This window comes from Streptomyces sp. NPDC050508 (assembly GCF_040655155.1).
Classification (GTDB): Bacteria; Actinomycetota; Actinomycetes; order Streptomycetales; family Streptomycetaceae; genus Streptomyces.
Genome location: NZ_JBFAJJ010000006.1, coordinates 122,260 through 145,281 on the forward strand (window position 1 = coordinate 122,260; position 23,022 = coordinate 145,281).

The following is a 23,022-nucleotide window of genomic DNA, read 5'->3' on the forward strand; positions in this document are numbered from 1 at the left end:
GCACCATGTGGTGCGTGACCTCAGACTCGACGGACTCGATGTTCCTCGCCGACTGCCGGGCCCGGCTCGCCTTCGATCTGTTGGGCAACACCTGGAACTGTGTGGTGCTGTGGGCCCTGCGGCACGGCCCGCGGCGGCCGGGTGAGTTGCGTGGGCGGATCGGTGGGATCAGTCAGAAGGTGTTGACCGAGACGCTGCGGCGGCTGGAGTTCAACGGGCTTGTGGCGCGGCGGTCGTACGGTGGTTCGCCGCCGCGTGTGGAGTACGAACTCACCGCTCTTGGACGGACGTTGCTCGATCCGATCGATGCCTTCGGGGCCTGGGCCTTCGAGCACGGTGACGAGGTCATGGCCGCGCAGGACAATTACAGCGGGGACAACTACACCCGGGACAGCTAGACCCTGGAGCGCTGAGCCACCGTCGCCGGGTCGGTCGGGGTGGTGCGGGTGACGTACTGGGGTATCGGGGTGTTGTCCTTGCCCGTGTCGCGGGTCAGGCCGTAGCGGGTCGCGCCCTGGGTGGGGCCGGTGGTGATGTCGTTCTCCACGGCGTCCCAGGTGGTGGGGAAGACGTTCAGGCCGTAGTCGGCGCCGCGTTCGTTGACGGTGAGGGTGACGCTTCCGTCGACGTAGAAGTACTCGTTCTGCCACATCTGTTGGGTGCCGGTGGGCAGGACGTCGTAGCCGGTGGTGGAGTTGCCCATGCCGGTGGCGGTGGTGTCGGTGGTGCTGACCGGGTCGTCCATGCGGCGGCCGCCGCCCGAGGCCACGTGGAAGAGCTTGCCCTTCAGGGCGGTCCAACTCGGCATGACCAGGGCGCCGTTGCGGTACTGCGGTGAGATCTGCCAGCGGACGAGGACGTAACCCTGGCCGCTGAGCGTCACGTTGTCCCCGCGGTGGTTCATGGTCGCGTGCGCGCCGCCGGTGCTGGTCACGCCGGACGCGGGGCGGTGCGGGAGGGCGGCGGGCGGGGTGTTCGGGGCCGGGGCCCGGTCGACGGCGTCGACGACCGAACCGTAGAGGCCGGTGGGCGTCTTGGAGGGGGAAGGGGACGGCGACGGGGACGCACTCGTCGGAGCGGCCGACGGCGGGCGGGACGCGCTCGCCGACGCCGTGGGGGTGAGGGCCCTCGGGGGCGGGTCGTTCGGGGCCCGGGTGACGACGTACACGCCGCCCGCGGCGATCGTCGCGCCCGCCGTCACGGCGACGGCGGGCTTGGTCAGCAGCCCCAGAAGCTTGGCCGACCAGCCCGCGGGCGCACCGGCCGAACCGGCGGCTCCCGCCGAACCCGCAAGTCCCGAAGCACCCGCCGAGCCCACGGAACCCGCCGCACCGGTGGAACCGGCCGCGAAGGCCGCCCCCGCCACCCCCGTCGCGGCCGCCGCCGTCTTCGCCCCGAACGCCAGCGACAGCGTGAAGCCGATCGGGAGTGGTACGAGTGCGATGCCGACGAGCAGGCGTTCCGCCGGTACGACGGACTCGCGGGGGTCGCCGCAGTAGGCGCAGCCGCGCAGGTGGCGGGCGACGCGTTTGCGCCAGACCGAGTCGCGGCGGCCGTCCCAGCGGGCGGTGAGGTCACGGAGGTCGGGGCAGGCGCCGTCGAGGGCGCGGACGATGCCTCGGGCGGTCTCCAGGCGTTCCTTCATACGTTGGACCCGTACCGCCGCGTGCTGACGGCTGATGCCCACCGCGGACGCCAGTTCGCGTCGGGTGAGTTTGCCCGCGACCTCCAGCCACCACAGGGAGAGGAGTTGGCGGTCCTCGTCGTCGAGCCAGCGCACCGCCTCCGCGACCTCGCGCCGCTGGCCCTCCAACTGGAGCCGTAGGACGGTCAGTTCGGCGAAGTCGGCGGCGTCTCCCGGGAGTCCGTCCGGGAGTTGGTCGGGGGATTTACGGCGGCGGGCCCGGTCCCGGATCTGCCGCATGGCTATCGCGACCAGCCAGGACCGGAAGCTGTCGGGGTCGCGGAGTGAGCCGAGGTGGTCGACGGCGCGCAGCATCGTCTCCTGGACCACGTCGTCCACGTCGGCGTGGCCGTTCAGGGCGCGGCCGACCACGTTGTAGACCAACGGCAGCCAGCCCGCGACCAGTTCGTTCAGTGCCCGCCGGTCACCGGCCTGCGCCGCCGCGATGGTGGAGTGCCACTGCCGCCCGTCCACGTCGCTCCCCGCCCTCCCCGGCATCACCCGATACCGCCCGAAGTCACTTGCTGTACAGCAGCGTCCCGAAGCCGAGTTGGTCGAAACCGCCGCTGTTCGGGCCGTAGTCGCCGCCACCGCCCTCCGCACGCACCTTCTCAGCCATGAGGGTGATGAACGGGGTGGAGAGGCGTCGTCGGCGGGCGTAGTGGTTGTGCAGAATCTCCCAAACCGGGCGAACGGCACCCCGGGCTATGTCGGAGATCACAGGCTGTTCCAGGTACCGGCCGTTGCCCTGGCCGCTGCGCCAGCCGTACGTCGTGAAGGGCACCGTCGCGCCGAGGTTGTACTTGGCGACGTACTCGGCGGCCTTCATGAACCGGTTGTCGAGGTAGCCGTAGAGGTCGATGTCCTGGTTCCAGGCCATCTCGCAGATCGCGCCCATGAGGCCCATGCCCATCATGGTGTGGCCCTGGTCGCGGCCGCTCTCCTGCCACTGGGCGAGGTTCTGGCCGCTGTAGACGAAGGGGATGGCGTTCTTGAACGAGCCGTTGCCCGCACCGGACTTCATGTAGGTGACCGCGCGCTGGAAGGTGGCGCGGTCGTCGCACAGGATGCCGGTCGCCATGAGGGAGGCGACGTTGCACAGGTCCCAGTTCGCCCAGTAGTTGGTGATGTTGGCGGTGTTGTGGTTGGTCAGGAAGTCGATGTTCATCGGCTTGAAGACCGTGCGCATCATCTTCTTGAAGCGGGCGAACTCGAAGTGCGGGTGATCGCGGACGAGTTCGGCGGCGTTCGCGAACTGGTAGCCGTAGATGCCGGAGGCCAGGAAGCGGTCGGCGTTGCCGTTGAGCGTGGTGAGGGTGGCCGACCAGGCGTTGAGGATGGCAACCGCGGTGTCGCCGTTGGCCTTTGTGCCGGCGATCTGCCAGCGCAGGGCGTTCTGGTAGGCGGCGTGGATGTCGTTGTACAGGGTGACGTAGTTCTGGCCGGTGCCGCCGCGGATGACTGTGGCCTGCGGGCGGGGCTGCCACGTGCCGGCGGAGTGCCGGTTGTCGGTGAGCCGCGTCCAGCCCTTCAGCCAGGGGTCCTTGCGGGCGGCGACACGGACCTTGGCGCGGTGCAGGTCACCGGCGTTGTGCAGCATGCCCGGGTGTACGAGGACCTGCGGCCGGGCGGTGGCGGTGCCGATGGCGGTGGCCGTGCCGGTCTGCGCGGCGTCCGCCCCTCCCCCGGAGAACGCGGCGATACCGCCGCCGACGACTCCCGCCGCCGCGACTCCGCCGCCGATGGTGAAGAGGCCCCGGCGGGTGAGGCGGTGCTTGTTGGTGGGCTTGCGTGCGCTGGTGGCCATGTGGGTGGCTCCGGTGCGTGAGGAGACTGGGGACGCAGAAGGAGACGGAGTGAAGGCCTCCGCGATAACAGTTTTTGCGGTGCCGAGTTGGATCCCCGTAGGGGGCATCCCCCACAAACCCCTTGTTCTGTACGGCAGTTGGTCCGGGCTGCACCAGGGGTGGCGCCCTCCTCGCCGACGATCCGCGTACGGCCGCGGAGGACCGAGGCTGATCACCGACAGCCACCGGAGACCTCAGGAGCAGCCGATGCGCCCCCGCCGTCGCACCACCGTCCTCACCGCCTCCCTCGTACTCGCCCTCGCGGCAGGGCCGTTGGCCGCACCCGCGTTCGCCGCGTCCCCGTCCCCGTCGACCACCACCCGACAGACGGCCGCACCGGATGCCGAAGCGCTGCGCGCGGCGCTCGCCGGGCTCCCGGACTCCGACGCGACGGCGGCTCTCGTACGGGTGGGAGGCACCGACGGGACCTGGCGGGGCAGCGCCGGTGTGCACGATCTGGCGAGCGGTGCCGCCGCCGATCCCGACGCCCGTTTCCGGGCCGGTTCGACGACGAAGGTCGTGACCGCGGCGACCGTGCTGCGGCTAGCGGCGCAGGGGAGGGTCGACCTGGACACACCGGTCCAGCGCTATCTGCCGGGGCTCCTCACCAAGGTCTTCGAGCCCATCTCCGTACGGCAGTTGCTGAACCACACCAGTGGCATCCAGGCCGGTGACGGTTTCGGGGACGCCTTCGAGGACCAGTACGCGCACCGCTTCGACACGCTCACGCCAAGGCAGGTGGTGGCGTCGGCGGTGGCGAAGGGGCCCGAGTTCCGGCCGGGCGAGCGGCAGGACTACCTCAACATCAACTACACGATCCTCGGCCTGCTGATCGAGAAGGTGACGGGACACTCGTACGCCTCGGAGGCCACCCGGCTCGTCCTGCGCCCGGCGGGCATGCGGGACACGTACTTCCCCGGCACCGACCCGCGCATCCTCGGCCCGCACAACCACGGCTACCAGACCGTCCAACAGTCCGACGGGACAACGAAGTTCGTGGACGTCACCGACTGGAACCAGGCGGACCGGTGGGCGGCCGGCGACATGATCTCGACGACCGCCGACCTGGAACGGCTGATCACGGCGCTGTTCCGGGGCCGGATCGTGCCGGGGCCGCAGCTGAAGGAGATGTTCACCGTCCCGACGGGAATCGAGGGCGCCAGCTACAGCGCCGGGCTCCAGCGGTTCGAGTACGGCGGGAAGGTGTACTGGCTCAAGTCGGGTGCGCGGTACGGCTACAGCGCGGTCGTCGTTGCCACCCGCGATCTGTCCCGCACCCTCGTCTACTCGGTCGACTCGACGGACGCGAAGGGCGAGTCGATGAACGCGGTCGCCATGCGGATCGCGCTGGCCGCGCTCAAGTAGCCAGGGCGGGGGCGGGAGTTGCCACGGTTGTCGCCGCCTCCAGGAGCTTGATCTTCTTCCGTACGACGTACAGCGGGACCATCCCGATCACCCCGAACGACATGTCGATCACCGTCCACCAGAAGGGGATCCCGCGAATCTGCCCGCAGATGAGGGCGAGCGGGATGATCCCGGCGCAGGCGATCATCCCGACCTCGACGACCCAGATGTTGCGGACCGGGTCGCGGTAGGGGCCGTAGAAGGCGACCGCGATGACGAGGTGCGCGAAGGCCAGCCAGTCCGTGCCGTAGAGGAGGAAGGGGTAATCGGTGTCGGCGGTGTCGAGTCCCTGTCGCACCTGCACGATCCAGTCCATCAGGGTGGGCAGGTAGTGCGGTACGGACAGGGACCTCAACACGTCCTCGGTCCAGCGGAGTTCGTGGACCAGCGGGAAGGCGGTGGCGCCGCTGAGCACCAGACAGACGACGAACAGGACCAGCCAGGCGCGGATGCCCTTCAGGAGGGCGGCTCTGTCGCTCATGGCGGCAGCTTACGCCGAGAATTGAACGTGTTCAAAACAATGCCGCAAGCTGTTGCCCGGCAGGTGTCGTCACGACGACCCCAGGCTCTGCCAGAAGTCCAGGTCGTGTTCCTGGGCGAAGTCGCGGGTGGACTTGGAGCAGGCCGCCGGGGGTTCGTTGCCCGACGGGGCGGTGTCGCAGGCCTTCAGGGACATCAACTCACCTGTCCTGGTGCTGTACTTCGGCCAGTTCGGGGTGCCGGAGCCGTTCGGGTCGCCGGTCGTGGTGAAGCGGTCCCAGAAGGTGATGATCTGCCGGGACAGCTCCAGTTGGTCGTCGTCGTAGGGCAACGTCTGGCCGAGGTAGTCCCAGAGGTAGCCGAGGTCGTCGACGTGGATGGCTCCGCCGAAGGGGAAGTCCCTTGCCGTGGCGCTCTGTTGCTGGAGGCGGTAGATCGACGTGAAGTGCGGGGTGTCGCTCTCGGCGAACTCGTAGGCGTACGTCGGCACCCACTTCGACAGCCGTGCCATCAGCTGCTGTCGGTCGTAGGAGGTGGAGCCGTTCTGGACGGCGGTCCAGGCCTGGCCCGGGGTGGGGTAGGCGGTGAGCGGGTACTCGGCGAGGACCTTGGCCGCGCCTGTTCCGTAGGCCGACTTGACGGCCTGGGTGTACTGGTCGGCGGTCATGGGTGTGCCGAGGTAGTCGTAGGTCTGGAAGGTGAACAGGCCGCGTTCGCTGTTGGTCTGGCCGAGCATGACGGGGACCTTGGTGAAGTTTCCGGTCTGTACGGCCGTCGCCGGGTCGGTCGGGAAGGCGGTGCCGCCGAGGGACGGGCGGACCGGGGCCTTCAGTTGGGCGGCGACGATCGCGGCGACCGGTTCGGCGCGCAGGCAGGCGAGGACGTCGGAGGCGGTGGCGCAGCCGATCTCCTTGACGAAGGCCTGGCTCTGCGTCTCGCCCGCCGCCGCCGTCTGGAGGGCGCAGCCGCCGCTCATGATGACCGCCCGGGCGAACAGGCCCTTGGCGGTGGGCGAGGCGAGCTGGTCGCAGACCGAACTGCCGCCCGCGGACTGGCCGGCGATGGTGACGTTCCCGGCGTCGCCGCCGAAGTGGCCGATGTTGGACCGTACCCAACGCAGTGCCGTCTGCTGGTCCAACAGGCCGTAGGTTCCGGCGCCGTTGGCGTTCTCGGCGCGCAGCTCGGGGAGATTCAGGTAACCGAGCGGGCCCAGGCGGTAGTTGACGGTGACGACGATCGCGCCGGTCTGCTGGACGAACTTGCGCGGGTTGGTGTCCTGGCCGGCGCCGCCGGAGAAACCGCCGCCGTGGATCCACACGACGACCGGGGCGTCGGCCCTGCTCGCCTGCGCACTCCCCTGTGGTGCATAGACGTTGAGGTCGAGGCAGTCCTCGGTGGTGATCGCCTTCTCGTAGCCGGGGTCCCAGCCGGAGCCCTGGGCACAGCGGTCGCCGAAGCGGGAGGCGTCGCGGATGCCGCTCCAGGCGGAGGCAGGTCGGGGGGCCGTCCAGCGGTCGGCGGCGGTGGGGGTGGCGGCGTAGGGGATGCCGAGCCATTCGTCGTATCCGGTCTGGGCATGGCCCCTGACCTTGCCGGTGGCGGTGGCCACCACCAGCGACGAGCGTTCCGAACTCCCTTGTGCGGGAGCGGACTTCAGTGCGTGGACGGCGATCGGGGACAGTAACCCGAGGCCGAGCACGCTCACGGTTGCCAGGGCGGTGCGGACTCTGCTGCGGAGTGTGGTCGTCCTTCCCATGACCCACTTGTGTAACGTCCCGGCAATATTGTCGGCAAGATGCACGACAGGATTGGCTGCAATTGCCCCTGCGGGCGCGGGAGTTACCGCGAGTGCGTCTGTACGGCCGAGGGCTCGACGGAGTGCGCGGTCGACGAGGACGAGGCGGGCGCCGATCCAGGTGCCGAGGCGGATGCCGATGCCGAAGCGGATGTCGTCGGGGCCCTGGACGGTTCCGCGGTGGGGACGGGCGTGCGGCTCGGGTACCGGGAGTTGTCGCGGGAATCCGTGCTCGCGGTCGGGCTGGGTGCCCTTGTCGCGGACGGGCTGGGCGGGGTCGTAGGACTGCTGCTCGCGGGGGGTGGGGCGAGCGGGACCGTGGGGGTCGTGGGTGCGTCGTGGCCGGCCGGGCGGAACGGGAGGGCGGCGAGGACTATCACCGCGCAGGTCGCGCCGGCGCCGAGTGCCGCGCGGAGCAGGCGGCGGCGGTTCGCGCCGCGGCGGATCGCCTCGTAGCGGCCGGCGGGCGGGCCGAGGTACTCGGAGGAGGAGGGCCGCAGGATGACCGTGAGGGGGTCGTCGAGGGTGAGGTCGGCCTCCCGTCCCTCGTCTTCCTCGTCAAAGTGTGTGGTCAAGGCTTCTCCCCAGGTGGGCACGGAGCAGTTCGCGGGCCGCGTGGAGGTCGGCCTTGATGGTTCCTTCCTTGCGCCCGGTCAGCACGGACACCTCCCGGATCGGCATGTCAGCGTAGTAGTGCAGGAGGATCGGGACGCGCAGTCGTTCCGGCAGCGACTGGACGAGCAGTCGTACGGACGGGTCGGTCTGTTCGGTCGGCGGACGTACCGCCTCCTCGGTGGTGACACGGCGCACGGCCCGGCGTTCGCGCTCCAGTTTGCGCCAGTGGTCCCGGACGAGGTTGGCCGCGGTGACGTAGAGGAAACCGCGGGGTTCCGCCACGTTCGTCCAGCGGGCCCAGAGCCGGGTGAACGCCTCGGAGGCGATCTCGTGGGCCGTCTCGTCGTCGTCGACGAGACGGCGGCACCAGCCGGCGAGGCGCGGGTAGACGGCGGCGAACAGTTCGGACGCTGCCCTCTCGCGGGACCGTTTCAACGCTCTCCATGGTCGTGACGTGGTGCGTGCGCCTGTGCGGGCGCTCGTGGGGGAAGAGCCCGGGCCGACGGCGTACGTTCCATCGGCCCGGGCACAGAAGGTACTCAGGCGGTACTCGGGTGACGCTCAGGGGCTCGCGGAGGTCAGTGCCGCGAAGACGATCACGTTGTCGAGGTATCCCGTACCGGTACGGGTTCCGCCGCAGGTGATGAGCCGCAGTTCGGGGTGGTCCGTGTTCCCGTACACCTCGTCCGACGGGAAGTCGGCCTTGGCGACCGTCCGTACGGTGGTGACGGTGAACGTGGCCGTCGTGCCGTTCTCCAGGCCCGCCTCGATCCGGTCCCCCTTGTGCAGCCGCGCGAGGTGGCGGAAGACCCCGTCCCCGTACGCCCCGACGGTCACATGCCCGAGGATCACCGACGGCCCGGTCTGGCCCGGCGTCGGCGAGTACCGGTACCAGCCCGCCCGGTCGTGCGCCGCGATCGGCGGCACCTGCACGGTGCCGTCCGCGGCCAGCCCCAGCTTCATGACCGGGGTGTCGACCCCGATGGCCGGGACGCGCAGGGTGACCGGGGCGGACCGCGCGAGGGCGTGCGCCTTCTCGACGCCGGTCCGCGCGGACGGCTGCCCGGCGGGTGTCGAACTCCCCTGCGTTGAACTCCCCTGCTGCGCAGCGGAGTTCGCGGCCCGGTCGGTCCCGTGGCCACCGCCGCAGCCGGCGAGCAACGATGCCGTCGCCGCGGTGACGAAGGCCCGCCTGGAGAGCGAGGTCATGCCCCGGTCGCCCTCCGACGCCGTACGACGACGAAGGCACCGCCACCGACGACCACCGCGGCGGCTCCCCCGCCGATCAGCCCGGTCGACAGGTCGTCGGACGACTTCGACACCGGTACGACACCGGTGTCCGGGGCGCCGCTGGGGACGGTGGAGACCTGACCCCGGCCCTGGCTCGGCGCGACGGTCGGTTCGGCGCTGGGCGCGGCGCTCGCGCTGCGGGTGGGCTCGGCGGTGGGGGCCGGCGTCGGCGCCCTGGTGCCGCTCGGCGCCGCGGACGGCGCGGCGGTCGCGGCCCTGCTGGGGGACGCGGATGCCCCGTGGGCGAACGCGGGCACGGTGCTCGCCAGTACGGCGCCGCACGCAAGTGCCATGGCGCTGAGGACAGTTCGGCGCATGAATCGCTCTCTCTCGTCGGCCGGCCCGCCAGGTCCGCCGGTGGTTCACCGGCGGGGCGGGTCACGGATCGAGCGGAGAGACGAGGCAGGGGGAGGGTGGGTTGTAAAGAGCGGGCAAAGTCGTTGGTTGAGTGTCGGGGGGCGTCGATGCCTGGTGCTGAGAGGTGCGGGGCAGGTCCCGGAGCGGGCCGCGGTTGCCCGCCTCTCCGCCACCGGCGGGCTCACCATCGGCGGCCCGGCCCGGCCGGGGGCGGGGCGGGTGCGGAAGGCGCGCGGCCGGTGTCGCGGACAGGCCGAGGGCTCGGGATCGGCCCCGGAGGGGCCTGCGGTCGCCCGCCTCCGACGCCGACGTCAGCCCGCCGCTGCCTCCGACTCCCGTACCACCGCCCGGCTTCCCCTGCGGTACACGTCCTTGAGGTAGAGGACGAGGGCGGCGCCGAGTACCCACACCGGGAGGATCACCAGGGCGCGGGTCAGGCCGTCGTTCTGGAAGCGGGACAGGCCCTGCATCGCGCGGACGCCGACGCCGACCGGCAGGATCTCGGAGAGTGGGCGCAGCCAGCCGGGCAGGTAGGCCGCCGGCATGATGCCGCCGCTGCTGCTGTTGCCGAGGATCAGCAGGAGGATCGAGGCGAGGCTGACGCCGGCCGAGCCGAACAGCCGTAGCAGCACCATGGTCGTGCCGCCGACCGCGGCGCCCATCAGCGCGATGACGGCGACGAGGGGCAGGAAGGAGCCGGGCAGCGCGCCGAAGCCGGTACTGCCGGCGATGAGGGCGATCAGCAGCCCGCCGACGATTCCGAACGTCGCCAGGCTGGCCATCCGCCAGCGGTACTGGAGGCGGGGCGCGAGCTGGTAGGACGTCATACCGAAGAGGTAGCCCGCGAGGACCAGGCCGAAGGCGGCGTAGAAGACGGAGAGGCCACGGGTGTCCCCCGCCGCTGCCGGGGCCACGTCCTCGACGGCGAGTTCATGGTGCTCCGCGTGGGCGACGGAGCCGAAGGCGGTGGTCACGGTGGCGGTGACGGCGGCCCCGTTGGCGCTGCCGTAGAGCAGCTTTCCGTCGCCGAGGTAGGCCGCGTAGACCTTCCTGTCCTGTACGGCGTCGCGGGCGGCGGACTCGTCGGGGTAGGTCTCGACGGTGAAGCCGCCCGGGGCGACGCGCTCCAGGCCCTGGCTCAACCGGGCCTGCGCCGTGCCTATCTCCGTGGTGCCCACGTGGAGTTGGTGCGGGCGCGGGGCGTGGAAGGCGGCGAGGTAGACGCTGACGAACACGGTGCCGATCAGCAGCACCACGGCTACGGGGAGCAGGACGGCGCGCAGGTTTCCGGGGCCGGGCGGCGGATGGGCCACGTCCAGCGCGTGCTTGTGCGGCTGTCGGGCGGTGCCGGTGGCTCGGGGAGCGACTTGCTGGGACATCGGGACGGTCCTAGATTAGAAGGCAACTGATAATATTTGTACATCACAATCAGCTGCCTTACAAAAGAGGTCCACTCCGTGAAGCATCCCGACCGCCGTACCGGCTATGTGGCCTGGCAGATCGGCCAGATCATGGCGGCCCGGATGGAGCGCGCCCTGCGCCCGCTCCGGCTGACCCTCGCCCAGCACAGGGCCCTGATGCAGGCCGTCCTCGACCCGGGGGTCTCCAGCGCGACCGCGGCGCGCAGGGCGGCGATCACCCCGCAGTCGATGGGCACGGCGGTCAACGGGCTGGTCGAGCGCGGAATGCTGGAGCGGCGCACCACCCCCGGCGACCGGCGTACCCAACGCCTGCACGCCACGGAGTCCGGCGTACGGCTAGCGGCGGAGGCCGCGGAGACGGTGGACGCCGCTCACGCCGAGGCACTTCAGGCGCTGACGCCGGCGGAGCAGGAGCAGACGCACGCGCTGCTGCTCAAGTTGCTGGCGTCGCTGAATCCTTCGGCTCTGGAGGGAGACCTTTCCTGAAGTGCCGGACCGGCGCTACTCCCACACCACCACGTTGCGCCGCACCGGCACCGTCGCCGGGCCGCTGGCGAACAGTTCCGGTGAATGGGCGCGGATGCGCTCGATGTCACTGAAGACGGCCCGCAGGTGGGTGCGCATGGCGGCGCGGGCGAGCGGGACGTCTCCGGCGACGACCGCGTCGTAGATCTCGCGGTGCTGGAGGGCGAACACGGCCGGGGACACGTTCTCGTGGAGGCCGAGGCGCCGGGCCCGGTCCAGGTGGCCCTTGGCGGCGGCGACGTTGGTCCAGACGTTGCCGTGGCCGCTCAGGCGCATCAGGCCCTGGTGGAAGGCCTCGTCCAGGGCGAAGAACTCCTCCAGGTCCAGGTCCGCGCGCTGCTGGCGGGCCAGGTTGGCGCGGAGTTCGCCGTCGACCTCGGGGTCGAGTTCGGCGGGCAGGTCGTCCAGCGAGGCGAGTTCCACGGCCTCCCGCAGGAACTGCGCGTCGGCGACCTGCCCCGGGTCGACCCGGGAGACGAACGAGCCGATCTTAGGGAAGACCTGCACGAGTCCCTCCTGGGACAGCAGGATCAGGCTCTCCCGCACCGGGGTCCGGCTCACGCCGAGGGACGCCGCGAGTTCGTTCTCCGACAGGGCGGCGCCCGGGGCGAGTTCGAGGGTCAGGACCATCTGACGCAGTTTCAGATAGATCGCGCGCCGACTGGTGCGGTCCCGGTTCGAGTGAGCCATGCGGCCATCGTATCCGTGACGCGACCATTGCCACTTCGCGACACATGCTTGTATACAAGTACTGACCGACCAATCACGCACCCCTTGAAGGAGGGCCACCCGTGAGCAGGATCGAGCGCGTCGAGGTGTTCGTCGCCTCCCCCGGGCGCACGTTCGTCACGCTGCGCGTCACCACGGACGACGGGGTGACGGGCCTCGGTGACGCCACGCTCAACGGCCGTGAACTGGCCGTGGCGAGCTATCTGCGCGATCACGTCGCACCCCTGCTGATCGGCAGGGATCCCGCCCGCATCGAGGACATGTGGCAGTACCTCTACCGGGGCGCGTACTGGCGGCGCGGGCCCGTCACCATGACGGCGATCGCCGCCGTCGACACCGCACTGTGGGACATCAAGGGGAAGACCGCGGGCCTGCCCGTCTACCAACTGCTCGGCGGACGCTCCCGCGACGGCGTCATGGTCTACTCGCACGCCAGCGGCACCGACGTACCGTCCCTCCTCGACGACGTCGAGCGCTATCTGGAGCTGGGCTACAAGGCGGTCCGGGCACAGGCCGCGGTGCCCGGCGTCGGCGGCACCTACGGCGTCCGCAGGGGCAAGGTCTACGAACCCGCCGCGAGCGAGCTGCCCGACGAGCAACCCTGGGACACCGAGGCCTACTTGGGGTTCGCGCCCACCTATCTCGCAGCCGTCCGGGAACGCTTCGGGTTCGGCTTCCACCTCCTCCACGACGTCCATCACCGGCTCACCCCGATCGAGGCGGCCCGCTTCGGCAAGAGCGTCGAGGAGTGCCGGCTGTTCTGGATGGAGGATCCGACCCCGGCCGAGAACCAGGAGGCGTTCCGGCTCATCCGGCAGCACACCACGACGCCCATCGCGGTCGGCGAGGTGATGAACTCGATCTGGGACGTCCAGCACCTCATCACCGAGCAGCTCATCGACTACGTCCGCACCACCGTCGTCCACGCGGGCGGCATCACCCACCTGCGGCGGATCTTCGACCTCGCCGCGCTGTACCAGGTGCGGACCGGTTCGCACGGCGCGACCGACCTCTCCCCCGTCAGCATGGCGGCGGCCGTGCACCTCGACATCAGCGTGCCGAACTTCGGCATCCAGGAGCACATGGGGCATCCCGACGAGACGGCCGAGGTGTTCCGCACGGGTGTCACGTTCGCCGACGGGATGCTCCATCCGTCGGAGGAGCCGGGCCTCGGCGTCGAGTACGACGAGAAGGCGGCGGAGCGCCACCCCTACCAACAGCGGTATCTTCCGGTCGCGCGGCGCCTCGACGGGTCGGTGCACGACTGGTGAGCGCGCGACTGAACCGTACGACGCCGCTCCCCCCGCAGGCGCGGCCCGCGGTCGACCCCGCCGAACTGCGCACCCGCGTCGTCCACTTCGGGCTCGGCGCCTTCCACCGGGCCCACCAGGCGGTCTACACCGAGGAGGCGGCCGCCCGCTCCGGTGAGCCCTGGGGCATCACGGCGGTCGCGCCCAGGTCGGCGCGGACCGTACGCGCGCTGCGGGAGCAGGACTTCCTGTACTCGCTCACCGAGCGCCGTCCGGAGGGGCCCCGCACCCGGGTCGTGGGTGCGGTGCTCGACGCGCTGGCCATGGGGCCGGACGCCAAGGCGGTCACCGCCCTGCTCGCCGACCCCGAGGTGACGGTGGTGACGCTCACCGTGACCGAGAAGGGCTACCAACGCCTCGCGTCCACGGGTGGGTTGGACACGGCAGCCGTCGCCGCCGACCTCGCGGCGGACCCCGACGGACCGCTCACCACCGTGATCGGCGCGCTGGCCGCGGGGCTGGCGGCACGAATACGGGCGGGCGGCGCACCGATCAGCGTCCTGTCCTGCGACAACATGGCGGACAACGGCGCCGTGTTGGGCCGGGTCGTACGGGAGTTCGTCGACGCCTCCAGCTGGCCCGACCGGCGCCGGATCGGGGACCGGATCGCCGAGACCGTCCGCTTTCCCGCGACGGTGGTCGACCGGATCGTGCCCGCCACGAGCGACGCCGACCGGGTCGCCGCCACAGCCGCTCTCGGGGTACGCGACGAGCTCCCCGTGACGGCCGAGCCGTACCGGCAGTGGATCCTGGAGGACTCCTTCGCCGCCGCCCGGCCACCCTGGGAGCTGGAAGGCGCCCTGTTCGTCAAGGATGTGACGCCGTATCAGCTCACCAAGCTGCGGCTGCTGAACGGCTCCCACTCCGCGCTCGCGCACCTGGGGACGGCCGCCGGACACACCACGATCGCCGACACCATGGCCGCCGACTGGGGCGAGCGTCTCGTCCGTGCGCTGTGCGCGGAGGTCGCCCCCACGCTCCCGGCGGGCGGTCCCGATCCGGGCGCGTACGCCGACGATCTCGTCGTACGGTTCCGCAATCCCGCGATGCACCACCTGCTGCGGCAGATCGGCTCCGACGGATCGCTGAAGATCACGGAGCGCTGGCTGCCCGCCCTGCGCACGCTGCGCGCGCGGGGCACGAGCACCCCGGTACTCGAACTCGCCCTCGCCGCCTGGGTGTTCAGCACCCGCCCAGCCGGCACCGATCCCGTCGAGACGGTCCGCACGCTGCTGCGTGTCCTCGGCGCGCCGGACCTGGCCGACGACGACGCGCTCACCGGCGCGGTCGCCGCCCGGCTGCCCGCGCTCCGCGCCGGCCGCATCGAGTTCTGAGCCCGCCGTCCCCCGTCCCCGTCCCCGCGCTCAACTCGGCACACGAACAACGGAGTTCATGATGCAGGACAGCACCGCTCTCACGGCACAGTCGCATCCGGCACAACGAACGACCCGCGATCTCACGAAGGCAGCCGTCTCGGGCTGGCTCGGCACGGCCATGGAGTTCATGGACTTCCAGCTGTACTCACTGGCCGCGGCGATCGTCTTCAACAAGATCTTCTTCCCGGACGTCAGCCCCGCCATCGGCCTGATCGCCGCGATGGCCACCTACGGCGTCGGCTACGTCGCCCGCCTCGCCGGGGCGATCTACTTCGGCCGGATGGGCGACCGGATCGGCCGCAAGAAGGTCCTCGTCATCACCATCCTCCTGATGGGCGCGTCCACCACCCTCATCGGCGCCCTGCCCACCTACGCCACGATCGGCATCCTCGCGCCGAGCCTGCTCGTCCTGCTGCGCCTGGTGCAGGGTTTCGGCGCCGGTGCCGAGATCGCCGGGGCGACCGTGCTGCTCGCCGAGTACGCCCCCGTGCGCAGGCGCGGCCTGGTCGCCTCGCTGGTGTCGCTCGGCACGAACTCCGGGACGCTCGCCGCCTCCGGTCTGTGGGCGATCCTCCTCGGCGTGCTCAGCGAGGACCAACTCCTGTCCTGGGGCTGGCGGTTGCCCTTCCTGCTGAGCTTCGCCCTCATGCTCTTCGCGGTCTGGCTGCGGCGCGGCCTCAAGGAGAGCCCGGTCTTCGAGGAACGCCCCGCTGTCGTCGACGAGCACCGGGGCAGCGTCCTCGCGGCGGGCATCCGTCAGCGCAAGGGCAGGGCGTTCTTCCTCGCGCTGGGCCTGCGCCTCGGCCAGGCGGGCAACTCCGGGCTGATCCAGACGTTCCTCGTCGGCTACATCGCCACCAACCTCGCGGTCGGCCGCTCCGTCCCCACGGACGCGATCGTCTACGGCTCCCTGCTCGGCTTCGCCACCGTGCCGGCCGTGGGCCTGCTCGGCGACCGCTACGGACGGCGCCCGGTCTACATGGCGTTCTCCCTCCTCACGGTCGCCCTCGCCTTCCCGGTGATGTTCCTCGTCGCGTCCGGTTCCCCTGCCGCGGTCATGCTCGGCATGGTGCTCGGCCTGAACGTCGGCGTCCTCGGCCTGTTCTCGCTGGAGAGCGTGACGATGGCCGAACTCTTCGGCTCCCGCACCCGGTTCACGCAGCTCGCGCTGGCCAAGGAGATCGGCGGCATCCTCACCACCGCGATCGGCCCGGTCCTCGCGGCCTCGCTCACCGCCGTCACCGGCAGTTGGTGGCCCATCGCGGTGATGCTCGTCGTCTACTCGCTCATCACCTTCGTCAGCGCGTTCCTGGCACCCGAGACACGCGGACGCGACCTGGTCCGACTGGAGGACGCCGTATGAGCAGTTGCCGTATGAGGGCGGTCGTGGTGCACGGCCCCGGAGACGTCCGCATCGACGAACGGGCCCGGCCGGTACCGGGCGCCGGTGAGGTACTGCTCGCCCTGGAGTGGGGCGGGATCTGCGGATCCGACATCGCGTACTGGAAGAACGGCGCGTCCGGCACCGCCTCGCTCGCCCACCCGCTGGTGCTCGGGCACGAGGTCGCGGGCCGGATCGCGGTGCTCGGCGACGGGGTCACCGGCCTGGAGGAGGGACAGCAAGTCACCGTCCACCCGGCGCAGTTGGTCGGCGACGGCATCCTGCCGGACCGGATCGCCGGCCGCACCAACCTCTACCCGCACATCCGCTACTTCGGCTCGGCGGCCTTCGACCCGCACACCGACGGCGGGTTCAGCGAATACCGTACGGTCCCCGCGGCCCAGATCCGCCCGCTGCCGGACGGCGTCGACACCCAACAGGGCGCCCTGGCCGAGCCGTTGGCGGTCGCCCTGCACGCCGTGGGCCGGGTTCCCGCGCTGCGCGGCCGGACCGTCCTGGTCAACGGGGCAGGCCCGATCGGCTCGTTGGTGGTCGCCGCCGCGCAACACGGCGGGGCGGGCACCGTGATCGCCGCGGACCTGTCCGCCTCCTCCCTCGCCGTGGCCCGCGCGATGGGCGCCGACGAGACCCGCGACCTCTCACGCGGCGAGCCCCTGCCCCAGGACGTGGACGTCGTCTTCGAGGCCTCCGGCGCCCCCTCGGCCCTCGGCCCGGTCCTACGGTCCACCGCTCGCGGCGGCACCCTCGTCCAGGTCGGCAACCTGCCCGGTACGGCGGTGTCCGCCGCCCTCGGTGACCTGGTGACCCGCGAGATCACCTGGATCGGCTCCTACCGCTTCGTCGAGGAGATCGACGAAGCGCTGCGCGCGCTGCGGGACGGGTTGGACGTGACGCCGGTGATCACTCATCGCTTCCCGCTGGAACGGGCGGAGGAGGCGTTGGCCGTCGCCGCGGACCCGGGCAGCGGGAGCAGCAAGGTGATGCTGCGACTGGCCGGCCCGTCTGCCACCAGTACGTGACCACAGGTCGTCCTCTCACAAGAACCTGGAGATTCCCGTGCCCTTGCCGCCCCCGCCCCGTACGGGCGACCGACCGGAGCAGGTGGCCGACGTCGTGTGCGTCGGCGAGACGATGGTCGTCCTCAGCCCGCCGGACGGCCGCCCGCTCGCCGAACAGCCGTCGCTCACGATGGCCGTCGGCGGTGCCGAGTCCAACGTCGCCTGCGGTCTGGCCGGTCTCGGTCACCGGGTCGCCTGGCTGAGCCGCCTCGGCGACGATCCGTTCGCGCGTCGCATCCTGGCCGAACTCACCGCGCGTGGCGTGGACGTGACGGGCGTCGAGACCGACCCGGCGCGCCCGACAGGGGTGTACTTCAAGGACCCGACCCCGGACCCGGACAGCACCCGTACCCATACCCGTACCCACTACTACCGGAGCGGATCGGCCGCGTCCGCGATGGGACCGGACCTCGTGACCCGGCTGCCCGCGCTGCGCCGCGCCCGTCTCGTGCACCTGTCGGGCGTCGCTGCGGCGGTCTCCGACAGCTGCGCCGGGCTGCTGGAGGCGATACTCGTCGACCGCGCCCTCGGCCGGGGCGACGATGCGCCGCTGGTCTCCTTCGACGTCAACCACCGCCCCGCGCTGTGGCCGGACGGCACCTCGGACGCGGCGAAGAGCCTGCTGACCCTCGCCCGCGCCGCCGACATCGTGTTCGTCGGACGGGACGAGGCCGAAGCGCTGTGGGGCACCGCCCGCCCGGACGACACAGCGGCGCTGCTCGCTCCCGCGCCGCTGATCGTCGTCAAGGACGCCGAACACGGAGCGACCTCCTACGCCGACGGCGCCCGTACGTTCGTCCCCGCGCTGCCCACCCGGGTGGTCGAACCCGTGGGCGCGGGCGACGCGTTCGCCGCCGGCTACCTGGCCGGAGTACTGGAGAACCGCGACGAACGCGCCCGGCTGCGCCTCGGCCACCTGGCAGCCTCCGCGGCCCTGCGGACGAGGGACGACGTCCCTACGATGCCGCCGCGCGCGGAGACCGATCGTCAACTCGCCCTGGACGACGCGTCCTGGTCCAGGACGGCACCCCGATAACCAGCCGACAAGCCCGCACCCACCCCCCATCCATCCATCCACGACTGAAGGAACACCGCCCATGACCACCGACTTCCTCGCCCGGCTGTCGAAGGATCGCGTGATCGCCGTGGTCCGGGCACCGGAGATACCCGACGCCGCGGCGCTGTGCGAGGCGTTGCGAGCGGGCGGCATCCACTGGATCGAGTTCACCCGCACCACCCCCTCACTCGCCACACACCTGCGCCAGGCGGTGGCCGACGGCCGGGACGGCATCGGCGCCGGCACGGTGATGACCGCCGACCAGGCCGAGGAGCTGATCGAGGCGGGGGCCCAGTACCTCGTCACCCCCGGCTGCCGCCCGGGCGTGGCGAAGGCGGCAGCGGCGGCCGGGGTGCCCGTCGTCATGGGCGCCCTGTCTCCGACGGAGGTCGGGCTGGCACTGGACCTCGGCGCGGACGCGGTGAAGATCTTCCCCGCGCGCGCGTTCGGCCCCCGGCACTTCCGCGACCTGGCCGGCCCTTTCCCCGACGTGCCGCTGGTGGCGTCGGGCGGCGTCGACGCGGACAACGCGGCCGGTTTCCTCACGGCCGGGGCACGGGCGGTGTGCGCCGGTTCGGAGGTCGTACCGCCCGGGGTCGTGGCGGCCGGGGACTGGGCCGAGATCACGCGCCGCGCACGCGTGTTCAGCGACGCGGTACGGGCGGTGCCGGTGTAGCTGCACAGCCGTACAGACCCAGGTGGCCGTTTTTCCGGCCGTTCTCGATCTACCGCTATTGGCGTAGGTGCGGGGACCTCTGTGGACGGGGGCGGCTGAGCGGCGTATCACAGGAGGGACGCGGCGTCGTGAACGGGCGGCCCGGTGGATCTGGCAGGGGGGCGAGGTCCGATGGCCTTCATACGTGCGGTGCCCGTGGAAGCGGCGGACGCTGCGGTGACCGAGATCTATGACGGGGACCGGGCGTCCTGGGGGTACGTTCCCAACTTCACGAAGACGTTCGCGCATCGTCCTGACGTCTACCGTGCCTGGCAGCAGCTCAACGCGACGATCAAGTCGTCCATGGACCTGCGCCGGTACGAACTGGCGACGGTCGCGGCGGCCAGCGCCCTGCGGTCCAGCTACTGCACGCTGGCGCACGGGCGGATGCTCGCCGAGCAGGTCATGGATGCCGAGAGCGTGATCCAGTTCCTCACGGACCGCAAGACCGCACCGCTGGACGCCGCTGAGCGCGCGGTGGTGGCCTTCGCCGAGAAGGTGGCGTTGGCGGCCGACCAGATGACACAGGGGGACGTCGACGAACTGCGGGCACAGGGTCTGGACGACGAGGAGATCTTCGACGTGGCGCTCGCCGCCGGGGCACGCTGCTTCTTCTCCAAGGTCCTCGATGCCACGGGTACGGAACCCGACGCGGCGTTCCAGGACCTGGAGCCGGGGCTGCGCGAGGCGCTCACGGTGGGGCGTCCCATCGAGGCCAGGCCGTAGGACGCCTGGCACTGGGAAGTCAGAGCTCTCGCGGGTTCTCGGTGGGTGCGCTGACGGTGTCGAATCGCATCGTCGTGGGCCTGTCCTCGGTGTAGCGCTCCCACTTGGGCAGTTGGGCGTGGTTGGGGTCTCCGGTGCGGATGAAGGAGACCCAGGCCTGGTGCATCGCCGCGGACACGCCGTCCCGGGCCGGTGATGCGATGCCCTCGACCAGGGGTGCGTGGGACCAGTTGTCGAAGTTGTCGAACACGAACGGCAGGTCCAGGCCGTGCGGGGCGGCCAGTCGGCCGTCGAACGCGGGGGTCGGGTAGTCGAAGCGGTACGCCCACACCGGTCGCCCGCGGGCGGCCCGCGTCTCGGCCACCTCGATGGCCGGCGCGACGATCCTTTCGTCGGTAAGCAGGTCCATGAGGACCTGTTGGGGCGTCGCACCCGGGCGCCGGGCCTCGTAGGCGGCGTAGACCTCGGCGGCCCTGTCGCCGAAGGACTCGGCCGCGCGGGCCAGTACCTGCTCCCGGGTCGCGTCGACGTACATCGGGAGGACAGCCAGGAGGTTGGCCTCCTCCCTGGTCCACCCGATCAGGATGTCGATGTCGAGTGCGGCTCCGTCGAGGACCAGTTCCACCGCATCGCGGGCCATGGTCACGCCGTCGAGCACCGGTTTGATCGGCACCGGCAAGTAGCCCCACTTGTTGGAGCGTTCGAACAGCTCTGGCCACGCCTCGATCAGGCGGGTCCAGGGGACCTGGCGCAGTTCGTCGAGGTCCTTGACGCCGACGATGTCCAGATACGAGGCGGTGATCCGCTGGGATTCGGTGCGGTTCGGGAGCGTGAAACCGAAGGGTGTGCTTTGCAGGATGGCGCGGTGGAAGAGGGTGTTGGCCTGCGGGTGCCCGGCGAGCGCGACCGCGGAGTAGGCGCCGCCGGACTGTCCGCCGATGGTGATGTTGTCGGGGTCTCCGCCGAAGGCCGCGATGTTGTCCCGGACCCATTGCAGGGCCACGATGTGGTCGGTGAGCCAGTAGTTGCCGGGTTCCGTGTCCGAACCGCCGTGCTCGGCCCCGAAATAGAGGAAACCCAGCGCTCCGAGCCGGTAGTTGATCGTCACCACGACTAGGTCCCCGTCGCGGGCGAAGGTGTCGCCGGCGTAGAAGGGCTCGTTGGCGGATCCCGCGACGAACCCGCCGCCGTGGATCCAGATCAGGACCGGCCGCGCGGCGCTGTCGGCAGCCGGTGTCCAGACGTTGAGGGTCAGACAGTCCTCGTCGAAGGGCGGGAAGACATGAGCGCCGAAGATCGGGTCTCCGCCTTCCGCATAGGGCTGGGGTGCGCTCGGCCCGGCAACTGTGGCGTCCAGGACACCGGCCCATCCCGGGTGGGGCTGAGCGGGGCGCCAGCGGAGGTCGCCGACCGGGGGCGCGGCGAAGGGCACGCCCTTGAAGACGGCGAGCCCGTCCTGGTGTGCGCCTCGCACCAGGCCGTTTGTCGTGGCGACCTGAATGCCTGCTGTCGAGTCATTCATGATGCTTCCCTTCTCGGTCCTTCTCGGTGTGCTTCGTGCCGATGCGCCGACTGTCGGAGGAGCCGAGGTCAGCCGGTGGACTTCGGGCCGTGCACGAGACGGCCGCCCAGCAGGGTGTGCGTGGGGTTCAGGTCGCGTCGGGCGTCGCTCGGGCAGTGGGCGGGGTCCCGGTCCCAGATGGTGAGGTCGGCGAGACGGCCGGGCGTGAGCGTGCCGCGCAGGTCCTGATCGCCGCACAGGCGGGCGGCGTTGACGGTGTGCAGGGCGACGGCCTCGTCGTAGGCGATGGCGTGCTCGGGTCCCTGGACACCGATGACGGTCTGACGGGTGGTCATGCCCCAGACGGAGCGCATGGCGCCGAACTGCCCTACGGGGAAGTCAGATCCGGCGGTGATCTGCGCGCCCTGGTCGAGCCAGCCCCGGGCGGGAAAGAGCGCGGCGACCCGTTCCGGGCCCCAGTACTCCCGCTCGACCTCGGCGGTGTCGTGCAGCAGTGGCTGCTGGATGGTGACGGGGATGCCCAACTCGACGGCGCGGGCGCGCTGTTCGGGGCCGGCCAGGCCACCGTGTTCCATGACGAGAGTGCCGGCGGGCAGTCCGGGGTTGCGGGCGAGGACGCGTTCGTAGACGTCGAGGAGGATGCGTACGGCGCGGTCGCCGTAGGCGTGGGTGCCGACTCGCCAGCCGCGGCGGACCACGGCCTCGACCGCCTCGGCCAGCGCGTCGGGCTCCCAGGTCAGCATGCCGGAGAAGGCGTGGTCGCAGGCGTAGGGCTCTTCCGTGGCTCCGGCCTCCAGCCCGCCGTCGAGGCCGAACTTCACGCCCCACACCCGCAGCCACGGGTCGGCGTTGTAGCGCCAGTCCTCCATGGTGTCGAGGAGGTCCTCGATCTCGGCCGTGCTGGTCCGGCCGAACGCCGAGATCAGTGCGCGTACCCGGGTGCTGAGCGCCCCTGCCTCACGGGCGGCCAGCAGGGTCGCGTAGTGCTCGGGGAAGACCATGCAGTCGCGGACGGTACCGATGCCGGTGGCGGCGTACTGGCCACTGGCGATGCGCAGCCCGTCGATCTGCCGGGCCTGGTCCTCCGCGGGGACGAGGCGCTCCACCAGCCCCATGGCGTTGTCGATCAGCCGGCCGTTGAGCCGGCCGTCGGCGTCGCGGCCGATGACGCCGCCCGGCGGTACGGGGGTGTCCTCGGTGATGCCCGCCAGGCGCAGCGCGTAGCTGTTGACGACGTCGTTGTGGCCGCCGCGCTTGACCAGGACCGGGTGGCGGTCGGTGGCCTGGTCCAGCTCGGCGGCGGTGGGCATCCGCCGCTCCGCCAGGTTGAGTTCCTGCCAGTTGGTGGTGGTGCGGATCCACTCGCCCTCGGGGGTCGCCTTCGCCCGTTGCCGGATCAGATCCAGGAACTCGGGGATGTCGTGGGCCTGGTGGACCGGGACGTCGTGCGCGCTGAATCCGGCGAAGATCAGATGGGTGTGGGTGTCGTCGAAGGCCGGCAGCACCGTGGCCCCGGGCAGATCGTGGACCGTGGTGCGCCCGGTCACCCAGTCATCGAGGCCGTGCGGGTCGGGCGACAGGGCGACGATACGGTCCCCGCGCACCGCCAGCGCCCGCTGGGGAGGCTGCCCCGGCAGCAGCGTGTGCACCGCCGCGGCCCGGATCAGTAGATCGGCACCGTGATCAGTCATGTCCATCTCCCGTTCTCA

At 71.1% G+C, this 23,022-nt stretch carries 22 protein-coding genes; 10 read left to right on the plus strand and 12 right to left on the minus strand.

What is annotated here, in order from left to right; genetic code table 11:
* The first annotated feature begins 5 nt into the window (after positions 1-5).
* Positions 6-398, plus strand: a complete 393-nt coding sequence (locus tag AB0I69_RS18780) for a helix-turn-helix domain-containing protein (RefSeq protein WP_363096749.1) — start codon at positions 6-8, stop codon at positions 396-398.
* On the opposite strand, the gene AB0I69_RS18785 is transcribed toward AB0I69_RS18780, so the two are convergent.
* Positions 395-2,182, minus strand: coding sequence for a sigma-70 family RNA polymerase sigma factor (locus AB0I69_RS18785; RefSeq protein ID WP_363096750.1), 1,788 nt, complete (start codon positions 2,180-2,182; stop codon positions 395-397). The two genes, AB0I69_RS18780 and AB0I69_RS18785, sit on opposite strands and share 4 nt — an antisense overlap.
* 19 nt (positions 2,183-2,201) lie before the next feature.
* Positions 2,202-3,491, minus strand: coding sequence for an alginate lyase family protein (locus AB0I69_RS18790; protein WP_363096751.1), 1,290 nt, complete (start codon positions 3,489-3,491; stop codon positions 2,202-2,204).
* 247 nt (positions 3,492-3,738) lie between these two features.
* On the opposite strand from AB0I69_RS18790, the gene AB0I69_RS18795 reads away from it, so the two are divergent.
* Positions 3,739-4,896: a serine hydrolase domain-containing protein gene (locus AB0I69_RS18795; RefSeq protein WP_363096752.1), complete on the plus strand. Its 1,158-nt coding sequence runs from the start codon at positions 3,739-3,741 to the stop codon at positions 4,894-4,896.
* Here the strand turns inward: AB0I69_RS18795 and AB0I69_RS18800 are convergent.
* From AB0I69_RS18800 to AB0I69_RS18830, 7 genes are all read right to left on the minus strand, one after another.
* Entirely contained in the window at positions 4,889-5,416 is a 528-nt protein-coding gene (locus tag AB0I69_RS18800) for a hypothetical protein (protein ID WP_363096753.1), read from the minus strand. The two genes, AB0I69_RS18795 and AB0I69_RS18800, sit on opposite strands and share 8 nt — an antisense overlap.
* A 69-nt stretch (positions 5,417-5,485) precedes the next feature.
* A complete protein-coding gene (locus AB0I69_RS18805) occupies positions 5,486-7,171 on the minus strand; it encodes a carboxylesterase family protein (RefSeq protein ID WP_363096754.1) in 1,686 nt (561 codons plus the stop codon).
* An 83-nt stretch (positions 7,172-7,254) separates the two neighbouring features.
* A complete protein-coding gene (locus AB0I69_RS18810) occupies positions 7,255-7,785 on the minus strand; it encodes a hypothetical protein (protein ID WP_363096755.1) in 531 nt (176 codons plus the stop codon).
* Positions 7,769-8,260, minus strand: a complete 492-nt coding sequence (locus AB0I69_RS18815) for an RNA polymerase sigma factor (RefSeq protein ID WP_363096756.1) — start codon at positions 8,258-8,260, stop codon at positions 7,769-7,771. Before AB0I69_RS18815 ends, AB0I69_RS18810 begins: the two co-directional genes overlap by 17 nt.
* A 126-nt stretch (positions 8,261-8,386) precedes the next feature.
* The gene (locus tag AB0I69_RS18820; protein WP_363096757.1) at positions 8,387-9,034 is read right to left on the minus strand and encodes a class F sortase; all 648 of its coding nucleotides are present in this window, start codon (positions 9,032-9,034) and stop codon (positions 8,387-8,389) included.
* The gene (locus tag AB0I69_RS18825; protein WP_363096758.1) at positions 9,031-9,432 is read right to left on the minus strand and encodes a sortase-dependent protein; all 402 of its coding nucleotides are present in this window, start codon (positions 9,430-9,432) and stop codon (positions 9,031-9,033) included. The genes AB0I69_RS18820 and AB0I69_RS18825 overlap by 4 nt, the downstream gene beginning before the upstream one ends.
* A gap of 351 nt (positions 9,433-9,783) precedes the next feature.
* The gene (locus AB0I69_RS18830; protein ID WP_363096759.1) at positions 9,784-10,851 is read right to left on the minus strand and encodes an ABC transporter permease; all 1,068 of its coding nucleotides are present in this window, start codon (positions 10,849-10,851) and stop codon (positions 9,784-9,786) included.
* A 78-nt stretch (positions 10,852-10,929) separates the two neighbouring features.
* Between AB0I69_RS18830 and AB0I69_RS18835 the strand changes: the two genes are divergently transcribed.
* Positions 10,930-11,379 (plus strand): MarR family transcriptional regulator, encoded by a 450-nt coding sequence (locus tag AB0I69_RS18835; RefSeq protein ID WP_363096760.1) that lies wholly within the window; start codon positions 10,930-10,932, stop codon positions 11,377-11,379.
* 15 nt (positions 11,380-11,394) lie between these two features.
* Here the strand turns inward: AB0I69_RS18835 and AB0I69_RS18840 are convergent, their stop codons facing one another.
* The gene (locus tag AB0I69_RS18840; protein WP_363096761.1) at positions 11,395-12,108 is read right to left on the minus strand and encodes a GntR family transcriptional regulator; all 714 of its coding nucleotides are present in this window, start codon (positions 12,106-12,108) and stop codon (positions 11,395-11,397) included.
* 101 nt (positions 12,109-12,209) lie between these two features.
* Here AB0I69_RS18840 and manD point away from each other — a divergent pair, with 101 nt between their 5' ends.
* From manD to AB0I69_RS18875, 7 genes are all read left to right on the plus strand, one after another.
* Positions 12,210-13,418, plus strand: a complete 1,209-nt coding sequence (gene manD, locus AB0I69_RS18845) for a D-mannonate dehydratase ManD (protein WP_363096762.1) — start codon at positions 12,210-12,212, stop codon at positions 13,416-13,418.
* On the plus strand, positions 13,415-14,791 hold the full coding sequence (locus AB0I69_RS18850; RefSeq protein ID WP_363096763.1) for a mannitol dehydrogenase family protein: 1,377 nt from the start codon (positions 13,415-13,417) through the stop codon (positions 14,789-14,791). The genes manD and AB0I69_RS18850 overlap by 4 nt, the downstream gene beginning before the upstream one ends.
* 58 nt (positions 14,792-14,849) lie before the next feature.
* Entirely contained in the window at positions 14,850-16,196 is a 1,347-nt protein-coding gene (locus AB0I69_RS18855) for an MFS transporter (protein ID WP_363096764.1), read from the plus strand.
* Positions 16,193-17,254, plus strand: a complete 1,062-nt coding sequence (locus AB0I69_RS18860; RefSeq protein WP_363096765.1) for an L-idonate 5-dehydrogenase — start codon at positions 16,193-16,195, stop codon at positions 17,252-17,254. The genes AB0I69_RS18855 and AB0I69_RS18860 overlap by 4 nt, the downstream gene beginning before the upstream one ends.
* 37 nt (positions 17,255-17,291) lie before the next feature.
* Entirely contained in the window at positions 17,292-18,329 is a 1,038-nt protein-coding gene (locus tag AB0I69_RS18865) for a sugar kinase (RefSeq protein WP_363096766.1), read from the plus strand.
* Between the two features lie 61 nt (positions 18,330-18,390).
* Positions 18,391-19,026, plus strand: coding sequence for a bifunctional 4-hydroxy-2-oxoglutarate aldolase/2-dehydro-3-deoxy-phosphogluconate aldolase (gene eda, locus AB0I69_RS18870; protein WP_363096767.1), 636 nt, complete (start codon positions 18,391-18,393; stop codon positions 19,024-19,026).
* A gap of 171 nt (positions 19,027-19,197) precedes the next feature.
* Positions 19,198-19,791 (plus strand): carboxymuconolactone decarboxylase family protein, encoded by a 594-nt coding sequence (locus tag AB0I69_RS18875; RefSeq protein ID WP_363096768.1) that lies wholly within the window; start codon positions 19,198-19,200, stop codon positions 19,789-19,791.
* A gap of 19 nt (positions 19,792-19,810) precedes the next feature.
* Here AB0I69_RS18875 and AB0I69_RS18880 read toward each other — a convergent pair whose 3' ends face one another.
* Together AB0I69_RS18880 and AB0I69_RS18885 are read right to left on the minus strand one after the other, a co-directional pair.
* A complete protein-coding gene (locus AB0I69_RS18880; RefSeq protein ID WP_363096769.1) occupies positions 19,811-21,313 on the minus strand; it encodes a carboxylesterase family protein in 1,503 nt (500 codons plus the stop codon).
* Positions 21,314-21,381: 68 nt separating this feature from the next.
* A complete protein-coding gene (locus AB0I69_RS18885) occupies positions 21,382-23,004 on the minus strand; it encodes an amidohydrolase (protein ID WP_363096770.1) in 1,623 nt (540 codons plus the stop codon).
* Positions 23,005-23,022: the final 18 nt, after the last annotated feature.

What these genes read in the sequence shown, in the direction of transcription:
- AB0I69_RS18780 (WP_363096749.1), top strand. Translation starts at nt 6, where the DNA reads ATGTGGTGCGTGACCTCAGACTCGACGGACTCGATGTTCCTCGCCGAC.
- AB0I69_RS18860 (WP_363096765.1), top strand. Translation starts at nt 16,193, where the DNA reads ATGAGCAGTTGCCGTATGAGGGCGGTCGTGGTGCACGGCCCCGGAGAC.
- AB0I69_RS18795 (WP_363096752.1), top strand. Translation starts at nt 3,739, where the DNA reads ATGCGCCCCCGCCGTCGCACCACCGTCCTCACCGCCTCCCTCGTACTC.
- AB0I69_RS18830 (WP_363096759.1), bottom strand. Translation starts at nt 10,851, where the DNA reads ATGTCCCAGCAAGTCGCTCCCCGAGCCACCGGCACCGCCCGACAGCCG.
- AB0I69_RS18840 (WP_363096761.1), bottom strand. Translation starts at nt 12,108, where the DNA reads ATGGCTCACTCGAACCGGGACCGCACCAGTCGGCGCGCGATCTATCTG.
- AB0I69_RS18820 (WP_363096757.1), bottom strand. Translation starts at nt 9,034, where the DNA reads ATGACCTCGCTCTCCAGGCGGGCCTTCGTCACCGCGGCGACGGCATCG.
- AB0I69_RS18875 (WP_363096768.1), top strand. Translation starts at nt 19,198, where the DNA reads ATGGCCTTCATACGTGCGGTGCCCGTGGAAGCGGCGGACGCTGCGGTG.
- AB0I69_RS18805 (WP_363096754.1), bottom strand. Translation starts at nt 7,171, where the DNA reads ATGGGAAGGACGACCACACTCCGCAGCAGAGTCCGCACCGCCCTGGCA.
- AB0I69_RS18825 (WP_363096758.1), bottom strand. Translation starts at nt 9,432, where the DNA reads ATGCGCCGAACTGTCCTCAGCGCCATGGCACTTGCGTGCGGCGCCGTA.
- eda (WP_363096767.1), top strand. Translation starts at nt 18,391, where the DNA reads ATGACCACCGACTTCCTCGCCCGGCTGTCGAAGGATCGCGTGATCGCC.
- AB0I69_RS18880 (WP_363096769.1), bottom strand. Translation starts at nt 21,313, where the DNA reads ATGAATGACTCGACAGCAGGCATTCAGGTCGCCACGACAAACGGCCTG.
- AB0I69_RS18790 (WP_363096751.1), bottom strand. Translation starts at nt 3,491, where the DNA reads ATGGCCACCAGCGCACGCAAGCCCACCAACAAGCACCGCCTCACCCGC.
- AB0I69_RS18785 (WP_363096750.1), bottom strand. Translation starts at nt 2,182, where the DNA reads ATGCCGGGGAGGGCGGGGAGCGACGTGGACGGGCGGCAGTGGCACTCC.
- AB0I69_RS18885 (WP_363096770.1), bottom strand. Translation starts at nt 23,004, where the DNA reads ATGACTGATCACGGTGCCGATCTACTGATCCGGGCCGCGGCGGTGCAC.
- AB0I69_RS18800 (WP_363096753.1), bottom strand. Translation starts at nt 5,416, where the DNA reads ATGAGCGACAGAGCCGCCCTCCTGAAGGGCATCCGCGCCTGGCTGGTC.
- AB0I69_RS18855 (WP_363096764.1), top strand. Translation starts at nt 14,850, where the DNA reads ATGATGCAGGACAGCACCGCTCTCACGGCACAGTCGCATCCGGCACAA.